This is a genomic window from Candidatus Defluviilinea gracilis, assembly GCA_016716235.1.
GTDB classification, from domain to species: Bacteria; Chloroflexota; Anaerolineae; order Anaerolineales; family Villigracilaceae; genus Defluviilinea; species Defluviilinea gracilis.
The window spans coordinates 153564-175808 of record JADJWS010000003.1 but is presented as its reverse complement, the minus strand read 5'-3'; the positions used below and the strand labels follow the sequence as shown (position 1 = coordinate 175808).

22 protein-coding genes are annotated in these 22245 nt (G+C 54.9%); 7 read left to right on the top strand and 15 right to left on the bottom strand.

Annotated features, from left to right (window positions below; genetic code table 11):
• Window positions 1-57 precede the first annotated feature (57 nt).
• A complete protein-coding gene (gene typA, locus IPM31_14645) occupies window positions 58-1917 on the top strand; it encodes a translational GTPase TypA (protein ID MBK9008219.1) in 1860 nt (619 codons plus the stop codon).
• Window positions 1918-2003: 86 nt separating this feature from the next.
• Here the strand turns inward: typA and IPM31_14640 are convergent, their stop codons facing one another.
• From IPM31_14640 to IPM31_14610, 7 genes are all read right to left on the bottom strand, one after another.
• Window positions 2004-2783, bottom strand: coding sequence for a hypothetical protein (locus tag IPM31_14640; protein MBK9008218.1), 780 nt, complete (start codon window positions 2781-2783; stop codon window positions 2004-2006).
• The gene (locus IPM31_14635; GenBank protein ID MBK9008217.1) at window positions 2780-4138 is read right to left on the bottom strand and encodes a beta-lactamase family protein; all 1359 of its coding nucleotides are present in this window, start codon (window positions 4136-4138) and stop codon (window positions 2780-2782) included. Before IPM31_14635 ends, IPM31_14640 begins: the two co-directional genes overlap by 4 nt.
• Window positions 4139-4190: 52 nt before the next feature.
• Window positions 4191-5357: a homogentisate 1,2-dioxygenase gene (locus tag IPM31_14630; protein ID MBK9008216.1), complete on the bottom strand. Its 1167-nt coding sequence runs from the start codon at window positions 5355-5357 to the stop codon at window positions 4191-4193.
• A 135-nt stretch (window positions 5358-5492) separates the two neighbouring features.
• Window positions 5493-6380: a hypothetical protein gene (locus IPM31_14625; GenBank protein ID MBK9008215.1), complete on the bottom strand. Its 888-nt coding sequence runs from the start codon at window positions 6378-6380 to the stop codon at window positions 5493-5495.
• Between the two features lie 4 nt (window positions 6381-6384).
• Window positions 6385-7266: a fumarylacetoacetate hydrolase family protein gene (locus IPM31_14620; GenBank protein ID MBK9008214.1), complete on the bottom strand. Its 882-nt coding sequence runs from the start codon at window positions 7264-7266 to the stop codon at window positions 6385-6387.
• Between the two features lie 71 nt (window positions 7267-7337).
• Window positions 7338-8432 carry a 4-hydroxyphenylpyruvate dioxygenase gene (gene hppD, locus IPM31_14615; GenBank protein MBK9008213.1) on the bottom strand — a complete coding sequence of 365 codons (1095 nt, stop codon included), beginning with the start codon at window positions 8430-8432 and terminating at the stop codon, window positions 7338-7340.
• Between the two features lie 261 nt (window positions 8433-8693).
• Window positions 8694-9173 carry a YbaK/EbsC family protein gene (locus tag IPM31_14610; protein ID MBK9008212.1) on the bottom strand — a complete coding sequence of 160 codons (480 nt, stop codon included), beginning with the start codon at window positions 9171-9173 and terminating at the stop codon, window positions 8694-8696.
• Between the two features lie 24 nt (window positions 9174-9197).
• Between IPM31_14610 and IPM31_14605 the strand changes: the two genes are divergently transcribed.
• From IPM31_14605 to IPM31_14595, 3 genes are all read left to right on the top strand, one after another.
• Window positions 9198-9338, top strand: coding sequence for a hypothetical protein (locus tag IPM31_14605; protein MBK9008211.1), 141 nt, complete (start codon window positions 9198-9200; stop codon window positions 9336-9338).
• Between the two features lie 55 nt (window positions 9339-9393).
• Window positions 9394-9834, top strand: a complete 441-nt coding sequence (locus IPM31_14600; protein MBK9008210.1) for a hypothetical protein — start codon at window positions 9394-9396, stop codon at window positions 9832-9834.
• A 102-nt stretch (window positions 9835-9936) separates the two neighbouring features.
• On the top strand, window positions 9937-10629 hold the full coding sequence (locus IPM31_14595) for a methyltransferase domain-containing protein (protein MBK9008209.1): 693 nt from the start codon (window positions 9937-9939) through the stop codon (window positions 10627-10629).
• A 25-nt stretch (window positions 10630-10654) separates the two neighbouring features.
• Here IPM31_14595 and IPM31_14590 read toward each other — a convergent pair whose 3' ends face one another.
• Together IPM31_14590 and IPM31_14585 are read right to left on the bottom strand one after the other, a co-directional pair.
• Window positions 10655-11119, bottom strand: coding sequence for an NUDIX domain-containing protein (locus tag IPM31_14590; protein ID MBK9008208.1), 465 nt, complete (start codon window positions 11117-11119; stop codon window positions 10655-10657).
• 52 nt (window positions 11120-11171) lie between these two features.
• On the bottom strand, window positions 11172-12017 hold the full coding sequence (locus IPM31_14585; GenBank protein MBK9008207.1) for a pirin family protein: 846 nt from the start codon (window positions 12015-12017) through the stop codon (window positions 11172-11174).
• A gap of 83 nt (window positions 12018-12100) precedes the next feature.
• Between IPM31_14585 and IPM31_14580 the strand changes: the two genes are divergently transcribed.
• Both IPM31_14580 and IPM31_14575 read left to right on the top strand, forming a co-directional pair.
• On the top strand, window positions 12101-12547 hold the full coding sequence (locus IPM31_14580) for a PIN domain-containing protein (protein ID MBK9008206.1): 447 nt from the start codon (window positions 12101-12103) through the stop codon (window positions 12545-12547).
• A complete protein-coding gene (locus IPM31_14575) occupies window positions 12544-12774 on the top strand; it encodes a hypothetical protein (GenBank protein ID MBK9008205.1) in 231 nt (76 codons plus the stop codon). The genes IPM31_14580 and IPM31_14575 overlap by 4 nt, the downstream gene beginning before the upstream one ends.
• Before the next feature lie 40 nt (window positions 12775-12814).
• Here the strand turns inward: IPM31_14575 and IPM31_14570 are convergent, their stop codons facing one another.
• A complete protein-coding gene (locus tag IPM31_14570) occupies window positions 12815-13480 on the bottom strand; it encodes a DUF4230 domain-containing protein (protein ID MBK9008204.1) in 666 nt (221 codons plus the stop codon).
• A 293-nt stretch (window positions 13481-13773) separates the two neighbouring features.
• On the opposite strand from IPM31_14570, the gene IPM31_14565 reads away from it, so the two are divergent.
• A complete protein-coding gene (locus tag IPM31_14565; protein MBK9008203.1) occupies window positions 13774-14364 on the top strand; it encodes a hypothetical protein in 591 nt (196 codons plus the stop codon).
• Window positions 14365-14406: 42 nt separating this feature from the next.
• On the opposite strand, the gene IPM31_14560 is transcribed toward IPM31_14565, so the two are convergent.
• From IPM31_14560 to IPM31_14540, 5 genes are all read right to left on the bottom strand, one after another.
• Window positions 14407-14994 (bottom strand): deoxynucleoside kinase, encoded by a 588-nt coding sequence (locus tag IPM31_14560; GenBank protein MBK9008202.1) that lies wholly within the window; start codon window positions 14992-14994, stop codon window positions 14407-14409.
• Window positions 14994-16733, bottom strand: a complete 1740-nt coding sequence (locus IPM31_14555) for a hypothetical protein (protein ID MBK9008201.1) — start codon at window positions 16731-16733, stop codon at window positions 14994-14996. The genes IPM31_14560 and IPM31_14555 overlap by 1 nt, the downstream gene beginning before the upstream one ends.
• A gap of 114 nt (window positions 16734-16847) precedes the next feature.
• Window positions 16848-18185, bottom strand: coding sequence for a matrixin family metalloprotease (locus IPM31_14550; protein ID MBK9008200.1), 1338 nt, complete (start codon window positions 18183-18185; stop codon window positions 16848-16850).
• Window positions 18186-18333: 148 nt separating this feature from the next.
• Window positions 18334-19416: an alpha/beta fold hydrolase gene (locus tag IPM31_14545; GenBank protein MBK9008199.1), complete on the bottom strand. Its 1083-nt coding sequence runs from the start codon at window positions 19414-19416 to the stop codon at window positions 18334-18336.
• A 108-nt stretch (window positions 19417-19524) separates the two neighbouring features.
• Complete coding sequence (locus tag IPM31_14540) at window positions 19525-22068, bottom strand: LysM peptidoglycan-binding domain-containing protein (protein MBK9008198.1); 2544 nt, start codon at window positions 22066-22068, stop codon at window positions 19525-19527.
• Window positions 22069-22245: the final 177 nt, after the last annotated feature.

Sequence of the window (22245 nt, the reverse complement as noted above, 5' to 3'; positions counted from 1 at the left end):
CATATCCCCGTTGCTCGACTAACCAACTACCAAACTACCAAACAAAGAAACTAACCAATGCTAACAACCCGCACCGACCTCCGCAACATCGCCATCATCGCCCACGTTGACCACGGCAAGACCACCCTCGTGGATGGTTTACTCCGTCAATCGCACACCTTCCGCGACAACCAGCACGTGGAAGAACGCGTCATGGATTCCAACGACCTCGAACGCGAGCGCGGCATTACCATCCTTGCCAAAAACACCGCCATCACGCTCAACGATCCCAAGACCGGCAAGCCCATCAAGATCAACATCGTGGATACGCCCGGTCACGCCGATTTCGGCGGCGAGGTCGAGCGCGTGATGAACATGGTGGATGGCGTCCTGCTCCTCGTGGACGCGGCGGAAGGTCCCATGCCACAAACGCGCTTCGTGCTCAAGAAGGCGCTTCAAATGGGACACAAAGCGGTCGTCGTCATCAACAAAGTGGATCGCAAAGACGCCGAACCGGAACGCGTCCTCAATGAGACCTTCGACCTGTTCATCGAACTTGGCGCCTCCGACGAGCAGGCGGAATTCCCCGTCGTCTACGCCATCGGGATCGACCAACGCGCCGGGCTGACCACTGAACTTGGTCCCGACCTTCAACCTTTATTCGACGTGATTTTGAATCACATCCCCGCTCCCAACGTGGACGCGGACGCGCCCCTGCAAATGCTCGTCACCACCCTGGGCTACGACGACTATCGCGGCGTGACCGCGGTGGGTAGAATTTTCTCCGGCACGATCAAAGCCGGTCAGCGGCTTGCGCGATTAACCATGGATGGAAGAAATTTACCCGAATCGGCAAAGTATCTTTACACATTCCAGGGTTTGAATAAGATCGAGATCGAAGCCGCCAATGCCGGGGATATTGTTTCGCTGGCAGGCTTGGAGGAGATCGCCATCGGCGAAACACTCGCCGACCCGGCGAACCCCGTTGCTTTACCCACAATTAAAGTAGAAGAGCCCACCGTCCGCATGACGTTTGGCGTGAACACATCGCCCTTTACCGGCAAAGAGGGGAAGTGGAGCACCTCCCGCAAACTGCGCGAGCGTTTGTTCGAGGAACTTCGCACGAACGTTTCACTGCGAGTCGAAGAGACCGATTCGGCTGAAAATTTTTTGGTCTCAGGCCGCGGCGAGTTGCATCTTGGCATCCTCATCGAAACCATGCGGCGCGAAGGCTATGAATTCCAAGTCTCGCGCCCGGAAGTGATCTTCCACAAAGCGGACGATGGGATGTTGCTCGAACCGTTCGAGGAAGTGCACATCGAGACCAGCAACGAGACGGTTGGGGCGGTGGTCGAAATGCTGGGGAGTCGTCGCGCCAAAATGATGGAGATGCACGACGCGGGTCAGGGCATGACGCGCATGGTCTACATTGCGCCCACGCGGGGCTTGCTCGGTTTCCGTTATCAGTTCCTGACCTCTACGCGCGGCGCGGGGGTGATGCACAGCATCTTTCATGGGTACGATGAAATGGCGGGAGCGATGTCCACGCGGCAAACAGGCTCACTCGTGGCGTGGGAGGCGGGCGATTCCACGGCGTACGCGCTGAAGAACGCGGAAGAGCGCGGCACGTTGTTCATCGGTCCCGGTGTGGCTGTCTACGAAGGCATGGTGATCGGCGAGAACACGCGCGGGCAGGATATGCCCATCAACGTGTGCAAGAAAAAGCATCTCACCAATATTCGCTCGGCGGGCGCGGATATGGAAATCCGCCTCACGCCGCCGCGCCGCATGTCGTTGGATGAGGCGGTCGAATATTTGTCTGACGACGAATTGCTTGAGGTCACGCCCGAGTCGTATCGCATCCGTAAACGGATTCTCAACACCGACGATCGCGGCAAACAAACCAAGAAAATGAAGGAAGCGTTGGGAGAGGAATAATTTTCATTCACGCTCATAGAGTCGGACAGGTCTCGCGCGCCATGCGCGAGACCTGTTTCTTTTTGCGTTTATACCGCGACGGCGGTTTAACAACCAAATGAATTGGTGGAATCGGTTTCGATGCCAGCCGCGTTATACGCCTCGAGGCGATAACTCACGGTCTGCCCGGAGTCTACCGCGGATTTGTCCACGAACGAGGTGGTGTTCGCCGGGAGATCGGCGATCAACTCTCCGTTGCGATAGAGGCGGAAGCCGGTTTCGTTTTCCGATTTGTCGGACCAGGTCAGCGTTACAGTGAGTTCGGTGTTGACTCCGTTGAATTCACACGAATAATCCCAACTTTGAAACGATGGCGCTTTTGGCGGAGGTTTCGTGGCGGTCGGCGGCGGCGTGACGCTCGGCACAACCCAGTAACTGCCGCTCACTTCGACGAACTCGCCCCACAACCAGCATTGACCGGTTGGGCTGTCGGACGATTTCACGAGCCAGTAATTTGCGATCCCGTAGTTGCCGACGATCTCCAGTTTGGCGTTCGGCAAATAGGTGAACACCACTGCGTACTCTTGACCCGGTCCCGCGCGGCAGTTCGTTTGCTCGCGGACGATGAGCATCGGCACGGAATAGGTCGGTGTGATGGTTGCCGTCGCCGCGTTTGGATTCGTTGTGCTTGTTAGACTTGGTATCGGCGAAAACGTCGCGGTGATGGGAACGTCCGCGCCATTTTGGAGACCCTCCATGAGCGCGGTTTGAAGTTCCGGTGGCATTTGGTTTTCATCTGTAGGCGGTTGCGCGTCGGGCAAATTGCAGGCGAGCATCGCCGCGATCAACGCGAAGGATGCGATCGCAATGTTGGTTTTGTTTCTCATTTAATTTTCAAGTGCGCGCGCCCGCCCACGCGGAAATATTTCACGCGTCCCTTTTCGTCGCGGAGGATGTCGGCGAGCGCGCCGTTGTAGGGTTCGTCCAAACCGATGAGGTTATCTTTGTCGTAAAACGCGAATCGCATCGGCGCGAGAGCGGGACCCGGCGGCGCGTCGGGCGTGGGGAATCCTCCAAGCGGGATGTGATGATACACGAGATATTTTCCTTTTGTCTTGATGTCGAAACATTCGGTGCCGATCTTATATCGCCCGACGAATTCTTTTCCGTCTTGCGGATTCTTCATCGGCTTCGGTGATTTGAGTTTGATCCCAAAATAGAGGTCGAGCGCCCAGCCGAACGTCTGCGCGGTGATGACGCCGCCCTCGTCGCTGTTGGTGAGGATGGCGAGCGCGAAATCTTTTTCGGGGATGTAGAAGAAATACGCTTGCTGTCCGTTGGTCGCGCCGCCGTGCGCGTACGCGGTGAGAGCATCGGCATAGCGGATGAACCACGTGATGCCCATGTCGCCGCGCCCGCCCGCGCTCACTTGTTTGACGCGCATCGCTTTGAGACTCTTGCGCGTGATGATTCTGTTACCACTGCCCATGTGGAAGCGCGCATACTTCAGCAAGTCTTTGACCGTGCTGACGACTCCTCCCACGCCGTTGCCTGCCCTGCCAATCGCCCACGGACGCGACACGTGAGTTTTTTTGTCTTTGCGATAATGCCCGACAACGAAGCGATGCGTGAAGAGAATATCGCTTGGATAAAGGAACGACATGTTCAAGCCAAGAGGATCGAGCAACATTTCCTGCAATGCCTGCTCGTATGATTTTTTCGTCACCACTTCGATGACCCGCGAAGCGACGTTGAATCCCGTGTTGTTGTACGACCAGATTTTTCCCAGCGGCTGAATCTGCGGAAGATGGGAAATATCTTTCACCATTTTATCGAGCGCGTCGTCGCCATCGCCGAAACTGTTGAAATAATCGCCGACCCATCCGCCCGTGTGCGTAAGCAAGTGACGGATGGTGACTTTCTTCGCCACGCTTTCATCCTTGAGTTTGAAATCTTTGATGTACTTTCGCACAGGCGCGTCGAGATTCACTTTTCCCTGCTCGGCGAGCATCATCAGCAATGTGGCAGTGAATGTCTTGCTGATCGAACCGACTTGCATCAACGTATCGGCATTGACGGGCAAAGGGTTTTCGAGACTCGTGACGCCGAATCCCGCCGTCCAATCTTTGCCTTTGTGATAAATTCCGATGGCGACGCCGGGAACGTGGAGTCGCTTCATTTCTTTTTGGATACGCGTGGAAATGGTTTTGAAGTTTGCGTTGGGGGAGGTTGTCGTTTTCATAGACTGATTGAAGAGACCTCAGATGTTTTGAAAACCTCCGAGGTCTTTGATGTTATTCTCCGGTTCCTTCCATCCACGTGGACTGATACTCGGGCTTCTCGAATTCGAGCGCGTCCTTCGTGAGATGCAGCGGATAAAACGTATCCACCATCACGGCTAACTCTTTCGTTTCTTTCGCGCCGATGGAGGCTTCGGTCATGCCGGGTTGCGGACCGTGCGCCAAGCCGTAGGGGTGCATGGAAATGTCACTGCGGTCAATGCCTTTGCGCGACATGAAGTTGCCCTCGGCATAATAGATCACCTCATCCGAGTTGACGTTCGAGTGATTGTACGGCGCGGGGATGGCGAGCGGATGATAGTCGAATAGTCGCGGGACGAACGAGCAGACGACGAAGTTATGCGCGTCGAAGGTCTGATGAACGGGCGGCGGCTGGTGGACTCGTCCCGTGATCGGCTCGAAATCTTCGATGTTGAAGATCCACGGGTAGAGATAGCCGTCCCAGCCGACAACGTCGAAGGGGTGATAATCCAAAATGTGTTTCGATAGGCGATCGCGCACTTTCACGCGCACTTCAAAGTCGCCGCGTTCGGTGTGCGTTTCAAGTTCTTCGGGCGTGCGGATGTCGCGTTCACAGTACGGCGCGTGTTCGAGCATTTGACCGAAATTGTTTCGGTAGCGTTTCGGCGGCTCGATCTGCGATGGGTTCTCGATGGTGAAGAAACGCGCCTCGCTTCCGTCAATGTGCATTTGCCACGTCGTGCCGAACGGGATCACGATGTAATCGCCTTTGCGGAATTTGAGATTCCCAAACTGCGATTTCAACACGCCGCTTCCTTCATGCACCCACCACGTTTCGTATGCCTGCGCGTTGCGATAGAAATAATCCATGCTCTTCGACGCGCGCGCCACGCCGAGGATCACATCCTTGTTGGCGAGAAGCGGAATCCGCGCGGAGACCGCGTCGCCGCCAAGAGGCGCATCGGCAGTCTTGAACGCGCGATGACGGATGGGACCAAACTCCACGGTTTCAGGCAGACGCGAGCCGAGGTCTTCGGTGTGTTTGACGCGCGCCGGGATGAAGTTGTGATAGAGGATGGATTGCAGGGATGAGAATCCCTCCAGTCCCATCAGTTCTTCGCGGTACAGTTCGCCGTTCGGTTTTCTGAATTGCACGTGCCGCTTGTGTGGGATTTGTCCGAGTTTTTGATAGAAGGGCATTTTGGACTCCGTATTTCGTGTGTTCTCCCGCCGTTCAACTGCGGGAGAAACGGATTGTAGTATTTCGTATTGCGTAAATTCTCCCGCGTTCCTTCGGCAGTTCAACTGCCGAAGGAACGGCGGTAAGCAACTCTCCTAAGGCGAAATCGTTATAGATTGGATCAAGGCGTCTAAGGAAGCAAGAACCGGCGTAAATGAGGAGGGATCCGCCGCGGTGAGTTTATCCGCGACCGCCAGATAGTACGCGTCCATTTCGCCCGGGGCGGCGGAAGCGTAATCGGGGAAGTTGATTCCGTCCGCCGATGGGTTCTCCGCTGTGGATTGAAGCGGCGACACGACCGGCAAGATCGCGATCACATAATATTTTCCGTCGCTGGTGAGACCTTGATAGTGATAGATCTGTCCGGTGCGGATGATCGGACCGGGAAATTGCGAAAAGTGCGAGATCATGCGAATGCCTGAGCCGTTTTGAAAATTTAGCCTCTCACCTTTTGCAACCAGGTCTTGACCCGCGTTATAGAACGGAATACCCGGAGCCGAATCGAGATCGACCGGCGCGGACGGGCTGGCGAGCAACGCCTGCAACTCCGGGATGCTCAGGCTCGCGCCCGGACTGACCTCTGCAAATGCTTGCGTTGGGTATACGTAAATGGTCGGCTGGATGGGATGGTTTGGGTCTGTTCCGGTATACCCGGTCAGCGTAAACACAATATGTTCGGGAGCCATTTCCCATGGGGCGGTGTCGCCACCGACGGCCGGCTCAAGGATTGGCGTCGCGCCGCTAGCGAGTCCGTTGGGGATGACGAACGAAACATGATTGAAAGAGACTTCAATACCAGCGGGAAGCGGCGTTGCCGCCGTAACTGTTTCGGCGGGCGTCTCGGCAGTGTAAGCTTGCAATGTTGACGCCACAACAGTTTCGAGTTGTCCCGGGTTTTCAGCGGCTGGAGTTGCATTGCCGCACGCCGTTAACCCAATTGCCAACATCATTGACGCGCATGTAAATTGTTTGAGCGAGTTCAATGGATTATCCTTTCGCGCCGACCGTGTTTCGTAACAAACCAATGCGCTCAACTTCTAATTCGACCACATCGCCCTCGTTCAGCCACGGACCTTGGTTCTTGGTCAACTCATACAAACACCCTGTACCCACAGTGCCGGAGCCGATCACATCGCCTGGTTGGAGCATAACCGATTCGGACGCGCGGGCGATGATATCTCCGAATGACCAGTAAATATCGTTGAAGTTGCCGCGTGAGACTTCTGTGCCGTTGATCTTGGCGGTCATCAATAGGTCGTACACGCCCGGTCGTGTTGTTGCTTTATCGGCAAGCGATTCGTGAGTGACGATGACCGGTCCGTAGGAGGAGGCGAAATCTTTCGATTTGACCGGACCGAAGTTGACCCTCATCTCTTGCACTTGCAGGTCGCGCGCCGACCAGTCGTTGAAAATGGTATAGCCGAAGATATGCTTTGGGGCATCCTCTGCTTTGATGTTCATGCCCGCCTTGCCGATGATCACCGCGATCTCCAATTCAAAGTCAATGGCGTTGGTGTAGGCTGGATGGGGAATCACGTCATCATGCCCGAAATCGTTGGTGGGGTTCGAGAAATAAAAGACCGGGAACTTATACCAATTCTCTGGCACATCTTGTCCGCGATTACGGTTCGCGGTTTTGACGTGGGTTTCAAAGGCATACGCATCGCGCAAGGTTTTGGGATGGATCGGCGAGAGGAATTTCACCTCATCCAGCGCGAGTGATTCCTTTGCGGCTTTCTGCGATGCGGCTCCCGCGCCCGCGGCGATCACCGCGAGCATGTCGGGGTAGGGCAGGGTGTGGACGCGGTCGTCCACGACGATGGCAGGCTGGGTCGTGGCGCGAAGCGTGCTGACGGTGGCAAATTTCATAGTGTGAGTCCTATGTCAAAGGTCGCAAGTCGCAGGTCGTTGACTTTCGACCTTTGACCTTCAACTTTCAACTATAGATTGCCTCGTCGTTCCTGTTCCACTTCAATCGACTCGAACAGCGCTTTGAAGTTACCCTTGCCGAATCCTTTCGCGCCGTGACGTTGGATCACTTCGATGAACATCGTCGGGCGGTCTTGGATGGGCTTGGTGAAGATCTGCAAGAGGTAGCCTTCGTCGTCGCGGTCAACGAGGATGCCAAGATCGTGGATGGCTTTCATGTCCTCTTTGATCGAGCCGACGCGGTCGGGCAACGCCTCGTAATAGGTGTCTGGCACGCGCAAAAATTCCACGCCGCGACTGCGGAGGGCGTCAACGGTCTTGAGGATATCGCCCGTGATGATGGCGACGTGTTGCACGCCGGGCGTCAAATAATAATCGAGATATTCTTCGATCTGGCTTTTGCGTTTGCCCTCGGCGGGTTCGTTGATCGGGAACTTGACGCGCCCGTTTCCGTTTTGCATTACCTTCGACATGAGCGCGGAATATTCGGTGGAAATATCTTTGTCGTCGAAATGAAGCAATTGGCGGAAGCCCATCACCTGATGATAAAAATTCACCCATTGATTCATCTTGCCGAGTTGCACATTGCCGACCATGTGATCGATTGCGGCGAGTCCCGTTGACTCGGCTTCGTATTTGATCGGCTTATACGTCGGCGCGAACACGCCTTTGTAATCGCCGCGATCAACGAACACATGCAGAGTTTCGCCGTAGGTGTAGATCGCGGAGGTGCGATAGATGCCGTGATCGTCTTTCTCTTCGCGCGGAGTCCATCCCGATTTTCCGCCGCGCGCGGTGGTTTCCTTCCATGCTTTTTCCACATCGTCCACTTCGAGCGCGATCATCTTCACGCCGTCGCCATGCAGCATGTGATGCGATGCAAGCGGGCTGGACGGCGAATAGGGCGCGGAAACAACAAACCGCGCCTGCCCCGATTCCAACACATACGAAGCAAAGTCGCGGTTGCCTGTTTCAAGTCCCGAATACGCAATGGGCTTGAAGCCGAATGCCTTCCACCAATAATACATGGCGTGCTTGGCGTTACCCACATAAAAATGAACATGGTCAACGGATTTGATCTGAAGAAAGTCCGCCTCTTCTGTCATGGGGCGTGCCGCTTGCGCGGGTTGTACAGTTGTAGCCATCGAGCCTCCTTGGGTTAGATCATCGGATTGTACGCCAAAGGATGTTTCAATGCAAACAAAAAATGTTGCGGATGAAACCCCGCTTCACCCCACGGGACGGCTGTTTCTCAGTAGGAAGTTTTTTTCTACGCTGATGTTTTCCCTCGTTGATTTACGCTGATCCAAAGAAAGAAAATCTGCGGTTTCTGCGCGGTCAGCGGCCAAATGGTTCTGTATGGTTTGTCACGGCTTGACGCGGCTGACTTTTCCATCCGTCATCTTTTGCAGGTCGTCCGTTCTCAATTCAAAGATCGCGTTGGGAGTCCCCGCCGCCGCCCAAACTTTTTCGTATTGCAGGAAATCTTCATCGAGGTACGTTTCAATTTGTTGAGTATGACCGATGGGAGGCACGCCGCCGATGGCAAAGCCAGTGACGGTTCGCGCGAAATCAGCGTCCGCTTTGCCGATGGTCTCGCCCGCGTACTCGCTGATGCGTTTTTCGTCCACGCGGTTCGCGCCGCTGGTGAGGACGAGGATCGGCTTGTGCGACTCTTTGCCCTTGAAGATCAGCGACTTCACGATCTGACCGAGTTCGCATCCCGCGCGGTCTGCGGCTTCTTGCGCCGTGCGCGTGGACTCGGCGTGTTCGATCACGGTGTAGTTGTAGCCAAGCGAGTTGAGCAGGTCTTGAATTTTTTGAGCGGAGGGGGAGAGAGTTGACATGTCCCCGATTATAATTTGGAAATCATGCCCATTATAAAAGTCGCTCTCGCGTTCCTGATCAGTCTCATGCCGTTGAACGTCTTGCGCGTTCTCGGCTATCGTTTGCTGTTCGGCTACCGAATTGACAAGTCCCGGAATCGGATTTGGCGCGATCATTGCCGTTGACGAATTTGCCATTTCGAAATCCAAGATAGGATTCTTCAATCAATTCATCGGCCCCATGAAAATCAAGATTGCGGAAGGCGCGTCCATCGGAAACCGAAACACTTTTTCATGCGGATACTGGGTACTGCGAGAGGAAAATCAAGCGATGAATTACGCGCGGACGCTGGAAATCGGCGCAGATGCGTTGATCACGTCGGGTCATCACTTCGATGTGGCTGGCAGATTCAAACTCGGCGACCGTTCGTGGGTGGCGGGCATCGGCTCGCAGTTCTGGACGCACGGAGTCGGCGCGCGAGATCGGGATATTGAAATTGGAAGTGATTGTTATCTCGGAAGCGCTGTCCGCTTTGCGCCAGGTTCATCCATTGGAAACAATGTGCTTGTCGCGATGGGAAGCGTGGTCAGCGGGAAAATAGATGTGAGCAACGCGCTGGTGGGTGGAGTCCCTGCGAAAGTGTTGAAAGAAAATTACGATTGGAAAACTCAGCGAGAGTGATTTCGATGTTCGTGACGCAGTTGCACTGCGTCACGCCTGTCGGCAGTTCAACTGCCGACAGATCAAATGTCAAGAAAATGTGACACGATTGGAAAACTCAGAATGAGTGACGAACAACAAAGAAAAATCTACCAAACAGATGGGGATCGTTACGAAGCCTTAATTGCGCGGGAGGATTATCAAAGCAATATCTTGAAAGCAATCGAAGAAATTATCAGCCCCGACGGCTTGGACATCCTCGATCTCGGCGCGGGGACGGGACGGTTGACGCTCCTGCTTGCGCCTCGCGCAAGATCGATCCGCGCGTTCGATATTTCAAGCGAAATGTTGCGTGTCTGCCGCCAGCGACTCGCAGCAAGCGAATTGTCCAACTGGCAGGTAGATATCGCCGACCACAGAAAATTGCCAATTACTAATCACTCTGCTGATCTCGCCGTCTCTGGCTGGAGCGTGAGTTATCTTGCGGTGTGGAATCAGGAATCAGGCGCTAGAGAATTGGAGAATTGGTTGGAGGAGATGAGGCGCGTATTGCGCAAAGATGGGACGATCATCCTGTTCGAGTCGCTTGGCACAGGCAACGAGAGTCCGATTCGGCTGGAGCATGTCGAGTCTACCTATCAATGGCTGGATGCGAATGGATTCCAAAGCAAATGGATTCGCACCGATTACAAATTTGAATCGCTGGAGGAAGCCGAAGAGTTGTCGCGCTTCTTCTTCGGCGATGAGTTGGGAGAAAAAGTCAGCCAGAACGAATGGATCGTCCTGCCTGAGTGTACCGGGGTGTGGTGGTTGTAAGACCGACTTAAGTCGGTCTCGTTGATTATTTGACGAACGCCTCAGCCCGGTTCATCAACGCGTCTTCCACGCGCAACTTGTGATTTCCAAGCATCGTCAGTGCGTCCATCTCAGTTACCGAGAAAAACCCCGCGTCGGTTGTCTCGTTGCTCAAGCCCAATTCGCCGCCGACGATCGCCACTTCGAACGATAACGCGACGACGAAAACTTTATTCGCATCGGGATAGATGACGAGTTGATTCGGATCGCTGTACACGCCGACCAAACGCTTCACGCGGACGTGGAGGCTTGTCTCCTCCCACACCTCGCGGATACAAGCCTCAGCCGCGCTCTCGCCTGAATCCATTGCGCCGCCGGGCAGGCACCACTGACCATTGTCCGTGCGGCACGTGAGCAGGACGCGCTGGTTTTCATCGAAGAGGATGGCTGAAGTGCCGAGTCGGAGTTGCCCCTGTTTGCCGAGGCGGTCGCCGTAGAGGACTTGAGTCATATTAAATTATAAGACCTCACAGGTCTCTGAGACCTGTGAGGTCTATCTCCTTTTATTTTATGAAGGTCCCGTTGCGCAGTTCTTTCAACGTTTCTTGAATCTCTTCCAATGTATTCATCACGAACGGACCGTATGGCACGATGGGTTCTTTGAACGGCGCGCCCGCGATGAGCATGAAGCGGACGGAGTCGTTTTCTGTTTTGACCGTGATGTGATCGCCCTCGTCTGAAAACTTGAGCATGTGAGTGGCGTTAACTGTGTCTTCGCCGAACACGCCTTCGCCGTGGAAAACGTACGCCACTGCGGTGTGTCCGCTGGGGATGGGGAAATGCCAGACGGAGGCGGGAGCCAGCTCCACGTCGAGATAAAGAGGCGAGGCGGAGATGTCTTCGACGGGTCCGTTGACTCCGTCCACCGTCCCAGCGACGACGCGGATTCTGACTCCATCCTTTTCAAATGTTGGAATCGTTGACGCGTTCACTTCCTGATAGCGCGGCTCAGACATTTTGAGATGCGAGGGGAGGTTGACCCAGAGTTGGAAGCCGTAGATATTGCCGCTTTCGCCGCGACGGGGCATTTCTTCGTGGAGGATGCCGCGACCGGAACTCATCCATTGCACGTCGCCGGGACCGATGGTGCCTTCGTTGCCGAGGCTGTCGCGGTGCGCGGTGGAGCCTTCGAGCATGTAGGTGACGGTTTCGATGCCGCGATGCGGATGATATGGGAAGCCGCGCAGGGGTCCTTCGAGCGGATCGTTGAAGGCGAAGTGATCGAAGAGCAGGAATGGGTCGAACAGGTTGCTGACCTTCGGACCGAACGAGCGAAGTAAGCGCACGCCCGCGCCTTCGATGGTGACCTGCGGTTCGATAATCCGTGAGATTTTTCGTGGGTTGTTCATGTCGTGTAGATGAGGTGAGGAGGGGAGGTATTACGTTTACCTGTGAGACACTGGATGAGTTGTCAATGCTATAATTGCTCGCAGTGACTAGAATCTATCTCGATAACTGTGTGCTTAATCGTCCATTTGACGATCAAAGTCAGGAGCGGATTCGGCTTGAGACCGAGGCGATTGTACTCCTTCTTTCACGTGTGGAACGAAAAGAATGGACATGGCTCGGCAGTGAAGCATTGGGGATCGAGATTGATCGCACGCCCGACGTTGACCAACAATCACGATTGAAACGTGTTGTTAAATTCGTCAATTCTGTTATCGAGATCAGTGACACAGTTCTGGCGCGCGCTCGTGAATTGCAGACGGTAGGTTTTGTGGGCTTTGATGCAGTTCATCTGGCTTGTGCGGAAAAGGGTAAAGCGGATATTTTTCTTACCACAGATGACCGCTTGCTCAAGACGGCAAAACGCTTGTCGAAGAAATTACTTGTAGAAGTTAAAAACCCTTTGGATTGGATGAAGGAGAAAATCGAATGAACATACGATTGATGACCCCTCAGCAAATTCGCGTCGCTGGGCTAGCCGCGCTTTCTCGCGAGCTTGGTCTGGTTGGGATGATTCGTTTTATGCAACAGTTCGAAATGGGGAAGGGCGACTATTCCAAAGACCGCCATGAGTGGCTGGACCAATATTCTGTGGACGATATTGCTAGGATGGTTCGCGAAAGAAAACCGACTTATAAGACCAGCAGAAAGAAGAAATAAGAAGCGGCGCACAATTGAGTGCGCCGCTTGGTCTTTAACCTCACCCGCCAGTCCCCAATTCAAGAAACTTGACCTCATGCGTGAGCTGGTAATTGACCAGCCTCGGCAGGAGCGCTTCGTTCAATCGGTTTTCGATCCGTTTTTCGGCGTCATCGAGCATTTCCAGTTTGGAGGCTTTATCCAACGCCAGAGCATTGAGTTCTTTTGTGGCGTTCTCAATATCCTTGCTCAAAACCCAGTTGATCAGACCTGAGGAAGATGTCTTTTGTATGTCCAGCGGTTCGACGGAGAGAATCTCGGCGCGCGGAAGTTGCAAGATGACTTGACCCGGCTTGAGAAATCCTCCGCGATGGACTTCGATGTTGAATCCCTTTTGCAGATCGAATCCGATCTTTGCCCGGTACATGCCGCGCAGGTGAATCCGTTTTTCGCTTCCTAGCAGTTTGTCGCTGGTCTCATATTCGACATCGTAATCCTGCTCGATCATCGCCAACTGTAGGATTTCATTCGTCCGTTTGTAGATGATCTTCTGGTTGATGGTCACCTGCGGCGTCAGCCCCAACGTGTTCTTTACAGTCTCAGCCAGTTCGTTGGCAACCGATAAAGTCTTTTTGGGGAAATAGACGAACACCAGCCATGCCGTCCCTGCGAATAGGATGAGCAGGAAGACGAGGATACTGATGACGATGATGGTTGTGTCGCTCATGGTGTTGTTGGTTCAAGGATACAGGAAAACATCACTGCCTGCAAGCCCATGAAAGTTGACAATGCCTGGCTTTCTCAACGCCCTAGTTTTCTGAGGTCCAATCGCGCTTAAGTACCACTTGAAAATAATCGAGCCTAAAACACTCTCGCCACTTTACAGTACCAACGGATGAAATTTCAGAACTGTAATTGAATTTTCTCCATCAGACATTTGTAGATCGCGGTAAGCCTCCTACAATTTCAGGCATGACCCGACCACGCGCCAATTTGCGCAGTCTGCTTTTAATATTTGCTATGGCGTTCCTTATCCTTCCGTCGCCTGCGCGGGCGTGGGAGGGGAGCGAAATCCCGCCGCTGGATGAATTTATCGCGCATGTGGCAAACGGCCAAGCGGACGAACTGCGCGGCATCTACGTCCCAGATCTATTTGCTTACCCTGTCGTTCCTCAGCCTGAGGATAGCCCTGCTTTCGTTTCCACTCAACCCGAAACTCTCACGCAATTTAACGCGGCGGCGCGATACGGCACGACCGGTCTGCTGGCGCATAATTATCTCGCGGGTGAAAGTTTTTCATTGTTGGAAGAGGGACAATTGATCTATCTGATTTACGGCGATGGCAAAACCGAAACATTCATCGTCCGTGAATTCATGCGTGTTCAGGCATTGAGTCCGAACAGCGTCACCAGCGAATTTGTAGACCTCGACACGGGCGAACGGCTATCGTCAACCCGTCTCTTTTTCAAAGTGTTCAATCGCCCAGGCAATTTAACACTGCAAACCTGCATCAACGCCGAGGGAAATCTATCGTGGGGCAGGGTGTTCATCCTTGCCGAGCCTATCGTCAATAAATTCATTTCCATGCCGCATCGGTTGAAGTTTTACTAAACGGTAGTAACGACTTCAGTCGTTTCTGTTGCCGCTACGACGCTAAGAAATTCGCTCGAGCAACTGTCTCGCCGCGCCGTAGTAGTTTTCATCTTCATTGGATGCGTCAATGCGCAGGATTTTTTCCGGGGAAATTGACTCCAGCCATTCGCGGATGAATCCCTCCATCGATTCCGCATCTTGCGCCGACGCGATGTTGATGCGCCTGCGGGAGGCGAGTCGCCCCTCGATTATTTTTTGCGGCGCGCTCAGCACGACGATGAGATCGGGCGGTGGAAGGAACTCGCGGCAGAGCGAATAAAGCCGAAGGCACAGATCAAATTCAGGGTTAGCGAGCAAGCCGCGGCGGTGAAAGAGGCGGGTGAATCCGTGGAAGTCGAGGTCGAGTCCGCCATCCATCAATCCAGTTTTATCGCCCGCGCGAAGTTGCTTTTCCTGTTCGGCGCGTAAGAGCAAATAATCCATTTGGTTGGCGAGCGCGTATTTGTTATCCTGCTTGAACAGCGACTGAAACGGACGCTCGGCATGTTGTTCGAATGCCGTCGCGAACAATCCCGTTTTTGCCAGCGCGTTGACGAAGGTCGTCTTGCCCACGCCGCTCGCGCCGATGACTGAGATGAGTTTCCGCATTATGGGAAGCGTCCGTAATACAGCGTGGGGCTTTCGTACGGGGTCATGAAGAAAACGAACTCGATGATGTCCGCGCGGTTGAATCCAACGACCGACCATTTGACCGAAGGGCTGGCGTCAAAGGAGAAACTGCCCGGGGGCGAGGCAAATAGTACCGGGTTGTTCCAGTTCGCGCCATTTTTCCGAATGGTGCAAATATCGTCCATGGAGGTGCAGGTCGCATTCAGTGGATGCCCATGACCAATGATGTAAATCTGCCCACTGCTGTTAATGGCGACGGCTGGATCATGCGTGAACGCCGCGAGAGGCTGATCCACCCAACCTGAACCGTTATTGCTCACGTAGTGGATACGACCATAATCGCCGACGGACAAGTCGAACTCCTGGATGTATGCCATGTGCTTCGCGCCGGATGAGTCGATGATCAGACTGGGACCCTGGTCGATGTTGAGTCCGTTCGAGGAACTCGTCCACACCGGGGATGTGCTGGCGGTTTCGATGGAGCCCCACGTTCCATTTGATTGGCGCGCGCGTGTGAGGATTTGTGGCGGGCTGACTGCTTGCGATATCCATGCCACCGTAAGCGAGTTGTTCGCTGGCGAGATGGCAAGGGATGGATGATTCGCGCTCCCTGCCGTATCCACTTGCGTGAAGCCGCCTGCGGGTGTGAGGGTGTTTGATCCGCTATTGTAGGTGTAGGCACGGTGGAGGATGTGGTTGCTGTTCGTCCAATAGCCGACGTGCAAAGTTCCGCCCGGCTCCATCATCCCGCTGATGCCGCTGGTTCCCACGTATGGTGAGCCGCTCACTGAGCCGCTGTCTGTGGCAAGAGTGATGGCAGTTTTGAAGGTATTGGTGGAGGTGTCAAATGGATAATCTTTGATCTCGCCGTTGCGCAAATTGATCAACACGTGGATGATCGTTCCGCCGTTGTAGACCGCATCCACAGAAAGCATACTGCTGGACTCGTTGATTGTGATCGGGGCGGCGAAATCGCTCGCAGAGTTGGGGAACCCGGGGTTGTTAGTTCGATACACGCGCAGGAGCGAGGAGGAATCCTGGCTGGAAAACAGGTAGAGGAAATTACTGGAGGCGCGCACAATCTGATGCGGGATCACATCCGCACCGCCTGGTCCCACAGCGAAAACGGCGGGTCCAACAGGCGGGCTGTTCGTGTTCGTGGGGGTTGGCGTGTGCGATGCTGTTGAGGTGGCGGTTGGCGCGTCTGAGGTCAGTGTGGGCGAACTGGTAATAGAGGGCGTTAAAGTTGGTCCGCCTGGCGTGATCGTGTCGGTCGATGCCGGACCGCCCGGGGTGTTCGTAAGAGTCGCGGTTGAGGCGCCCGGCGTATTTGACGATGAAGCATTTGATGTCAGCGTGGGGGTTTTCGTTAGTGTCGGTGTCGAAGTTGGCCCGCCTGGCAATTTTGTGCGGGTGAATACCGGCGCGGCGGTGAAAGTGCGCGTCGGCTTTTTGATCGTGCCGGGAGGCAGAACGACGATGGTAAATGTTGGGAAGGGTGTGGAAGTGGGGACAAAAGTTGGTCGGGCTGTTTGCGTCTCTGTAAACACCGGCGCGAAGGTCGAAGTGGAGGCGAGAGTATCGGTGGCGGCGGGAGGGCTGGCATTGCGACTCCGGAACAAGATGCCGAGCAGGATCGTCACGCCACACACGAACAGCAAAAGGATCAACACGATGGTGGCAACCTGTGTGGAGCGTTTGTTGAAATTGACGTTCATCGGAGTTAAGCCTTTCTCGCGCTATCGCAGTTCGGCACGGTTTACCTTGCGGGCGGAAGTCGTCGCCAGATCGGTGCAAAGTGAACTTTGCGCTACGGCTGAATTGTTTCGATCTTAATTGCAAAACGCCGGCGCGTCAAAAAAAATCACCGAGGTGATGAACCAGCCCGCGTTCAGTTTTTGAATCGTGATCGTCTGCGGCAACAACCTGGGACCGTCGCTCGAAACCGCTTGCCCATCCGCGCTTTGATAGACCGTGATCGTCCACACTTCGCAGGTGTCCACTTCGAGGCGCGTGTCGCTGACTACGCGGATGTCGTGAATGAAACTGTTGTAGTAATCGACCTCGGAGATCGAAACCAATCCTTGCTGGTTGAGCGCATCGATTTCGGCAAATAGATTTTCGAGAATATCGCCCGCCATAATCGAGGAGGCGATCGCCGCGTCGCTGTTGCGATACGCCCGAATCTGCAACTCGATGGCTTCGGTTAAGAATTCGCTGACTTCCTCTTCAAGTTCCGGCGACACATCCGCCTGCTCGGGGAAGAATGGATTCGTGCCGGCGGCAACCTCCTGCCCGTCGTTCACGCCGTCACGATCCATGTCTGCGTCCAGCGGGTTCATGCGGTTGACGACTTCCACGCCGTCGTTTAAGCCGTCGTTGTCGCTGTCCGCAGTGTTGGGATTGGTGCCGGTGACGAGAACTTCGTCGCGGTCGGAGATTCCATCCTGGTCCGAATCGTCCTCCGCGCTGGGAGGCGGCGCATCTTCCGCAGGGACATCTGGCGCAGGCGGTGGAGCGCTTGCCACCCCGTACAGGCTTTGCGCGCCGGCGATATCGTCGTTCCCGAGGAAGCGATGCGGTCCGCTGTAACTGGGATACATCAACGCGTTGGGATCGTCGCTGTGACCCAGCCCCAAAGTGTGACCGATCTCGTGCGCGGCAACGGTGAGCAAGTCCACGTTGCGCGAGTCGCTGTTTACCCAGCGTTCCGCATCGTCGAAATGCAGGAACACCTGGCGGTCTTCGTAAGGATTGGGGAAGGAGGCGTGCGCCAACACGTCGCCCGACCCGTCAAACGGGTCGCCGTCTCCGTGTTCGCCTTCTGCCCAGCCGATGACAATATCTGCTTGCGAACTGCCGGCAACTTCGGTAAAGGTGAGCGGCGTAGATCGCGCCCACATCGCGAAAGCCTGCCGCACCACATCTTGTTCCTCGTTGCCGGATAACGCGCTTGTCCCGTTGACGAAGACATAGGCGATCTCGAATTTGTTCCATTGTGCGATGGCGCGATACTCAGAGAATGCCGCGCTTTCATTTCCGGGGGCGGGCAGATCGTCGTAGCGATATTCAGGTTCGGAAGCGGAAGTTGAGAAGTTTCCGCAGGCAAGCGAAACAAGGGCGAGTGCGATCATTCCCTTGAAAAAATTCAAGCGTTTGGGCAGGCGCATGACGAGACCTCCGTGAAAGATTGTCCTTTTATAGCACATGCCCATCGGCGCATCAAGATAACGTTTTTACTTATGTAACTTTCTCAAAATCTCTTGAATACCCGATCTCCACTGGTTGTGCCGCAAAGTTTACTTTGCGATTGCGGCGTTATTTCAAGTACCGATCAAAGAACTCGATGGTCCGTTGCATTGCCGTGCTAAAGTAGTTCGAGATGTTGTGGTTATCGCCCTCGTACTTGTACAGTTCCACATATTGTTGGGCGTCCAGCATTTGAAAGAAAAGGTTTTCCGAAAATAACAGCGGCACGTCCGTGTCGTTTGTGCCATGGTGCAATTGGATCGGACCGGAGATGTCGGCGAGATATGAGTTTGCCGAGATGGAATTCCAAAACACCGGGTTTTGTTCCGGCGAGCCAAACTGATCTACGTAGGTAGATCGCCACGAACCCGGGCGCGGCGCCGAGTCGGGGGAGGCGCCTGTTCCGCGACGCCAGTTGTATAGAAGGTCGGGATATGAACCGACCACGCCAGCCCAGATCACGCCGGCTTTGATATCCTTCGTGATAACCATGGAGCGCAAGGTGATGTAGCCGCCCATGGAGTGTCCCCACATGCCGATGCGATTCGGGTCGGCGCCGGGATATTTTTTCATGGATGCGACGGCGTTCAAAATATCTACGGTGTAATCGGGGTTGCTGTACGCGCCGCGCGCTTCGCCTTCTGAGTTGCCGTGTCCGCGATAATCGGAGCGGAAGACGATGTATCCGTTGCGCGCGATCAGGTCAACGTATGCGACGTACCGTTCGGTGGTGACGTACACGTCCGGGGGAATGTATCCATGGTTGAAGATTACAACGGGCCAGCCATCGGCGGGTTTTTCGCCGGTGGGCACGGTCATCAGCGCGTAGATTTTGAGTCCCTCGGAGAGGTAGGAGACGATGAAGCGGTTGTAGTTTACGCCGGGGTCGAGCGTGGTTTCGATCACGACGTCACTGCCGGGGTAGTCGCGCGCGCGCATGGCATCGATCGATAGCGGATGCGGGATGGGTGTGGCGGTTGGGGAGGCGGTGAATGTGGAGGTTGGCGGGGGTGTTTGTGTGGGCGGCGGAGGGGTCGAGGTGGCTGAAGCAACTTCACTTGTCGGAAAGGAAGCGTTGCTTGTCGTCCCGCAGGAGTTCAAGAGGAGGAAGCCCGTCAGGAGAATGAAATTCATGGCGCGTAATTTTTTCATGCCGTTACGACGCTTTTTTTTGTTTGATTATTACTCCCTGGCGGTTTCCCATTTTGGGTTGAATCAAAAAGCCCTCGTTGCGGCGAGGGCTTTTGTGAGTTGATTGGTTTATTGTCCTTTGAGTTTCCACAGTTCGACGCCGGCGTTGTCGTTGCCGTTTGCCTGGAAGAGCAACTCGTTGTTGAAGACGACCAAATACGCAGGACCGTCGTTGCCTGCCGGGTTCACGTCGCCGACGAGTTTCGGGGAGGCGCCGTCGAATTTCCACAACTCGATCCCTTTCCCGTCGTTGCTGATGGCGCTGAAATATAACGAGCCGCTGAAAACGGTGAGGAAGGATGGGGCGGCGTCGCCCGCCTCGGGGTTGATATCGGTTACGCGGACGGGGTTGTTTGTCCCATCATATTTCCACAACTCGATGCCCTTGGCGTCGTTGCTGATGGCGCTGAAGTATAGGGCGTTGTTGAATAAGGTGAGATAGGCGGGGTTGGCGTTGCCCGCGTCGGGGTTGATGTCGCTCACGCGGACGGGTGCGGTTGTTCCGTCGAACTTATACAACTCCACGCCTTTGCCGTCCGCGCTGACGGCGCTGAAGTACAAGGCGTTGTTGAATACCGCCAAATGCGAGGGGTTCGAATCGCCCGAGCCGTTGATGTCTGCGATCAACTGGGTGGAGGTGCCATCCGTTCGCCACAATTCATTCCCTTTGCCATCCGAACCTGTCGCGCTGAAGTATAGGAAGTTGTTGAACACGGTCAGGTAAGCCGGGTTGGCGTCCGCCGCGCCGGCATTGATCTCAGCCACCCTGCCGGAATCGGAGCCGTTCCAGCGCCAGAGTTCTGCGCCGTTGCCGTCTCCGCCGTTTGCCCTGAAATACAACGCGCCATTATATGAGGTGAGGTACGCGGGATCGGAGCCGGTGGGTCCTGGGTTAATGTCGTCTGCGATGGTGGGGAGTTTCGTGGTGGGGTCGTATCTCCATAGTTCGGCGCCGGCATTGTTGTTGCCTGTGGCGCGGAAGAATAACTGCCCATTGAAGTTTGCGAGGAACGCCGGGTCGGAATTTGGGGGTCCGGGGTTAATGTCTGCCACGCGTTCGAAGGAGGTGGTTGCCGGAGTGACTGCCGATACTTCAAGCGAGAATTGTTTGGTGGAAGCTTCGGCGCCGGTAACAGTAATAATGGTATCGCCTGACGTGGGGACAGTTCCCGTGAATGTGGCGTTGGCGTCTTGCGCCTTGAGCACAGTTCCGCCGGCGGCGGTAATGCCCATGGTGAGGGTGTTCGCGGGACCCGTTAGTTTTACTGTGAGCGTTTGCCCTTGTGAGACCGCCAACAGATAGCGGACGGTCGCTGTGCCGGTGACCGAACCAACAACGGTTGTGCCTGTGCTTCCGGACGGGAAGGTGATGCGAATGTCTGCTCCGGGTTGGGGCGTGACCGGCGAGGTGGATGGGCAGGCTGTGATTACGGTTTGAGCCGGCGTGGCTCCCCCGGCGGAATTCAACGGGATCTTGAGGCAGTTCCCCAGGGATGGAGAAACGATGGTTCTGTTTGCCGCTTTCAAAACGACTACATCCGCATTAAATCGCGTTGCGATATTTTCCCAAGTGTCGCCAATTTGCGCCACGTAGTATCCCGCGCAGGGAGGTCCGAAGATCGTCCCTTTCGAGCCGATATTGGGGACGTTCACGGTCATTGCGGGCAGGATGTAATGCAGGTTAGGGATCTGCGGGTTGGCGGCAAGCGTCGCATTGATGTCCGCGCCATAACAACGGGCGATCTGATACAGCCATTCGCCGCTCACCACGGTGTGGGAAATGTTCGAGCCTTTGGTGTAATTGCCGCCGGTGATTACGCCTTTTGTGACCACGCCATTCACCGCCGGCGAGGTAACGCCTCCGCCTGAAGCGGTGACTGTATTGGTGATGTTTGCCGCATCCAGGTCGGCCTGGGTGACGATATATTGCGCCGAGCACGAGATCGATTCTCCGGGACCCAGCGTTCGGTTGGCAACGTCGCAGTTAACCTGCGCGGTTTGCTTGCTGTCGGTCACTTTGAATTGATCGGGACCGATCGAAGCCGCGCCTGTATTTTTTACGCCATACGAGTAGGTGATGATCTGCCCCACAGCGTTGTAGGCGGTTGTGTTCGGCGTAACCGTCACAGTGAGCGCCTTGTTTACCGCCGCCATGGGCACGGTGGTTGTGGCAGTGTTCGAGTTGATTCCGCCGACTTGCGCTGTGGCGGTACTCACCACCGAACCGGCGTTGAGATCGTTTTGGGTGATGGTATAAGCCGATGTGCAGGTGACGGTCTCGTCTTTGTCGAGGTTGTTATCGAGATTTCCTACGGTGTTGACCGCTATACAGACAGGTGGAGTCGTCCTATTGTCCGCAACGGTTACAGGGCCGGTGAGGGTTGGGTTGCCCGTGTTTTTCACCGAATACGAGTAGTTGATCGTTTGCCCGACCGTGTTGAACACGGTTGTGCCATTGACCGCCACAACCGCCAAGCCAACCGATGGAATATCGCCTGAAAAGTTTGCAGGCTCTGTAATCTCCTCTGGCGTTGCCGTTGGGCGCGTGATACAGCCATAAAGAATTAATGAAGTAGCGACCCCCAATACGATAAATCTCTTGAATGTGCTCATCCTCAGTACCCTTTCCCTTTCTGCCAGTGAGGCGGGAAGTACCCGTTCGTTGGTTTAGTATAGTCATTTTGACGGGATTTTACAACCAACGGTTCCCAGTTCACGGCTTTCTTAAAATCAAACCATGCCTTTTTTTCGTACACGGATTGGACGGATTTTCTTCCGTTTGTTACGGAG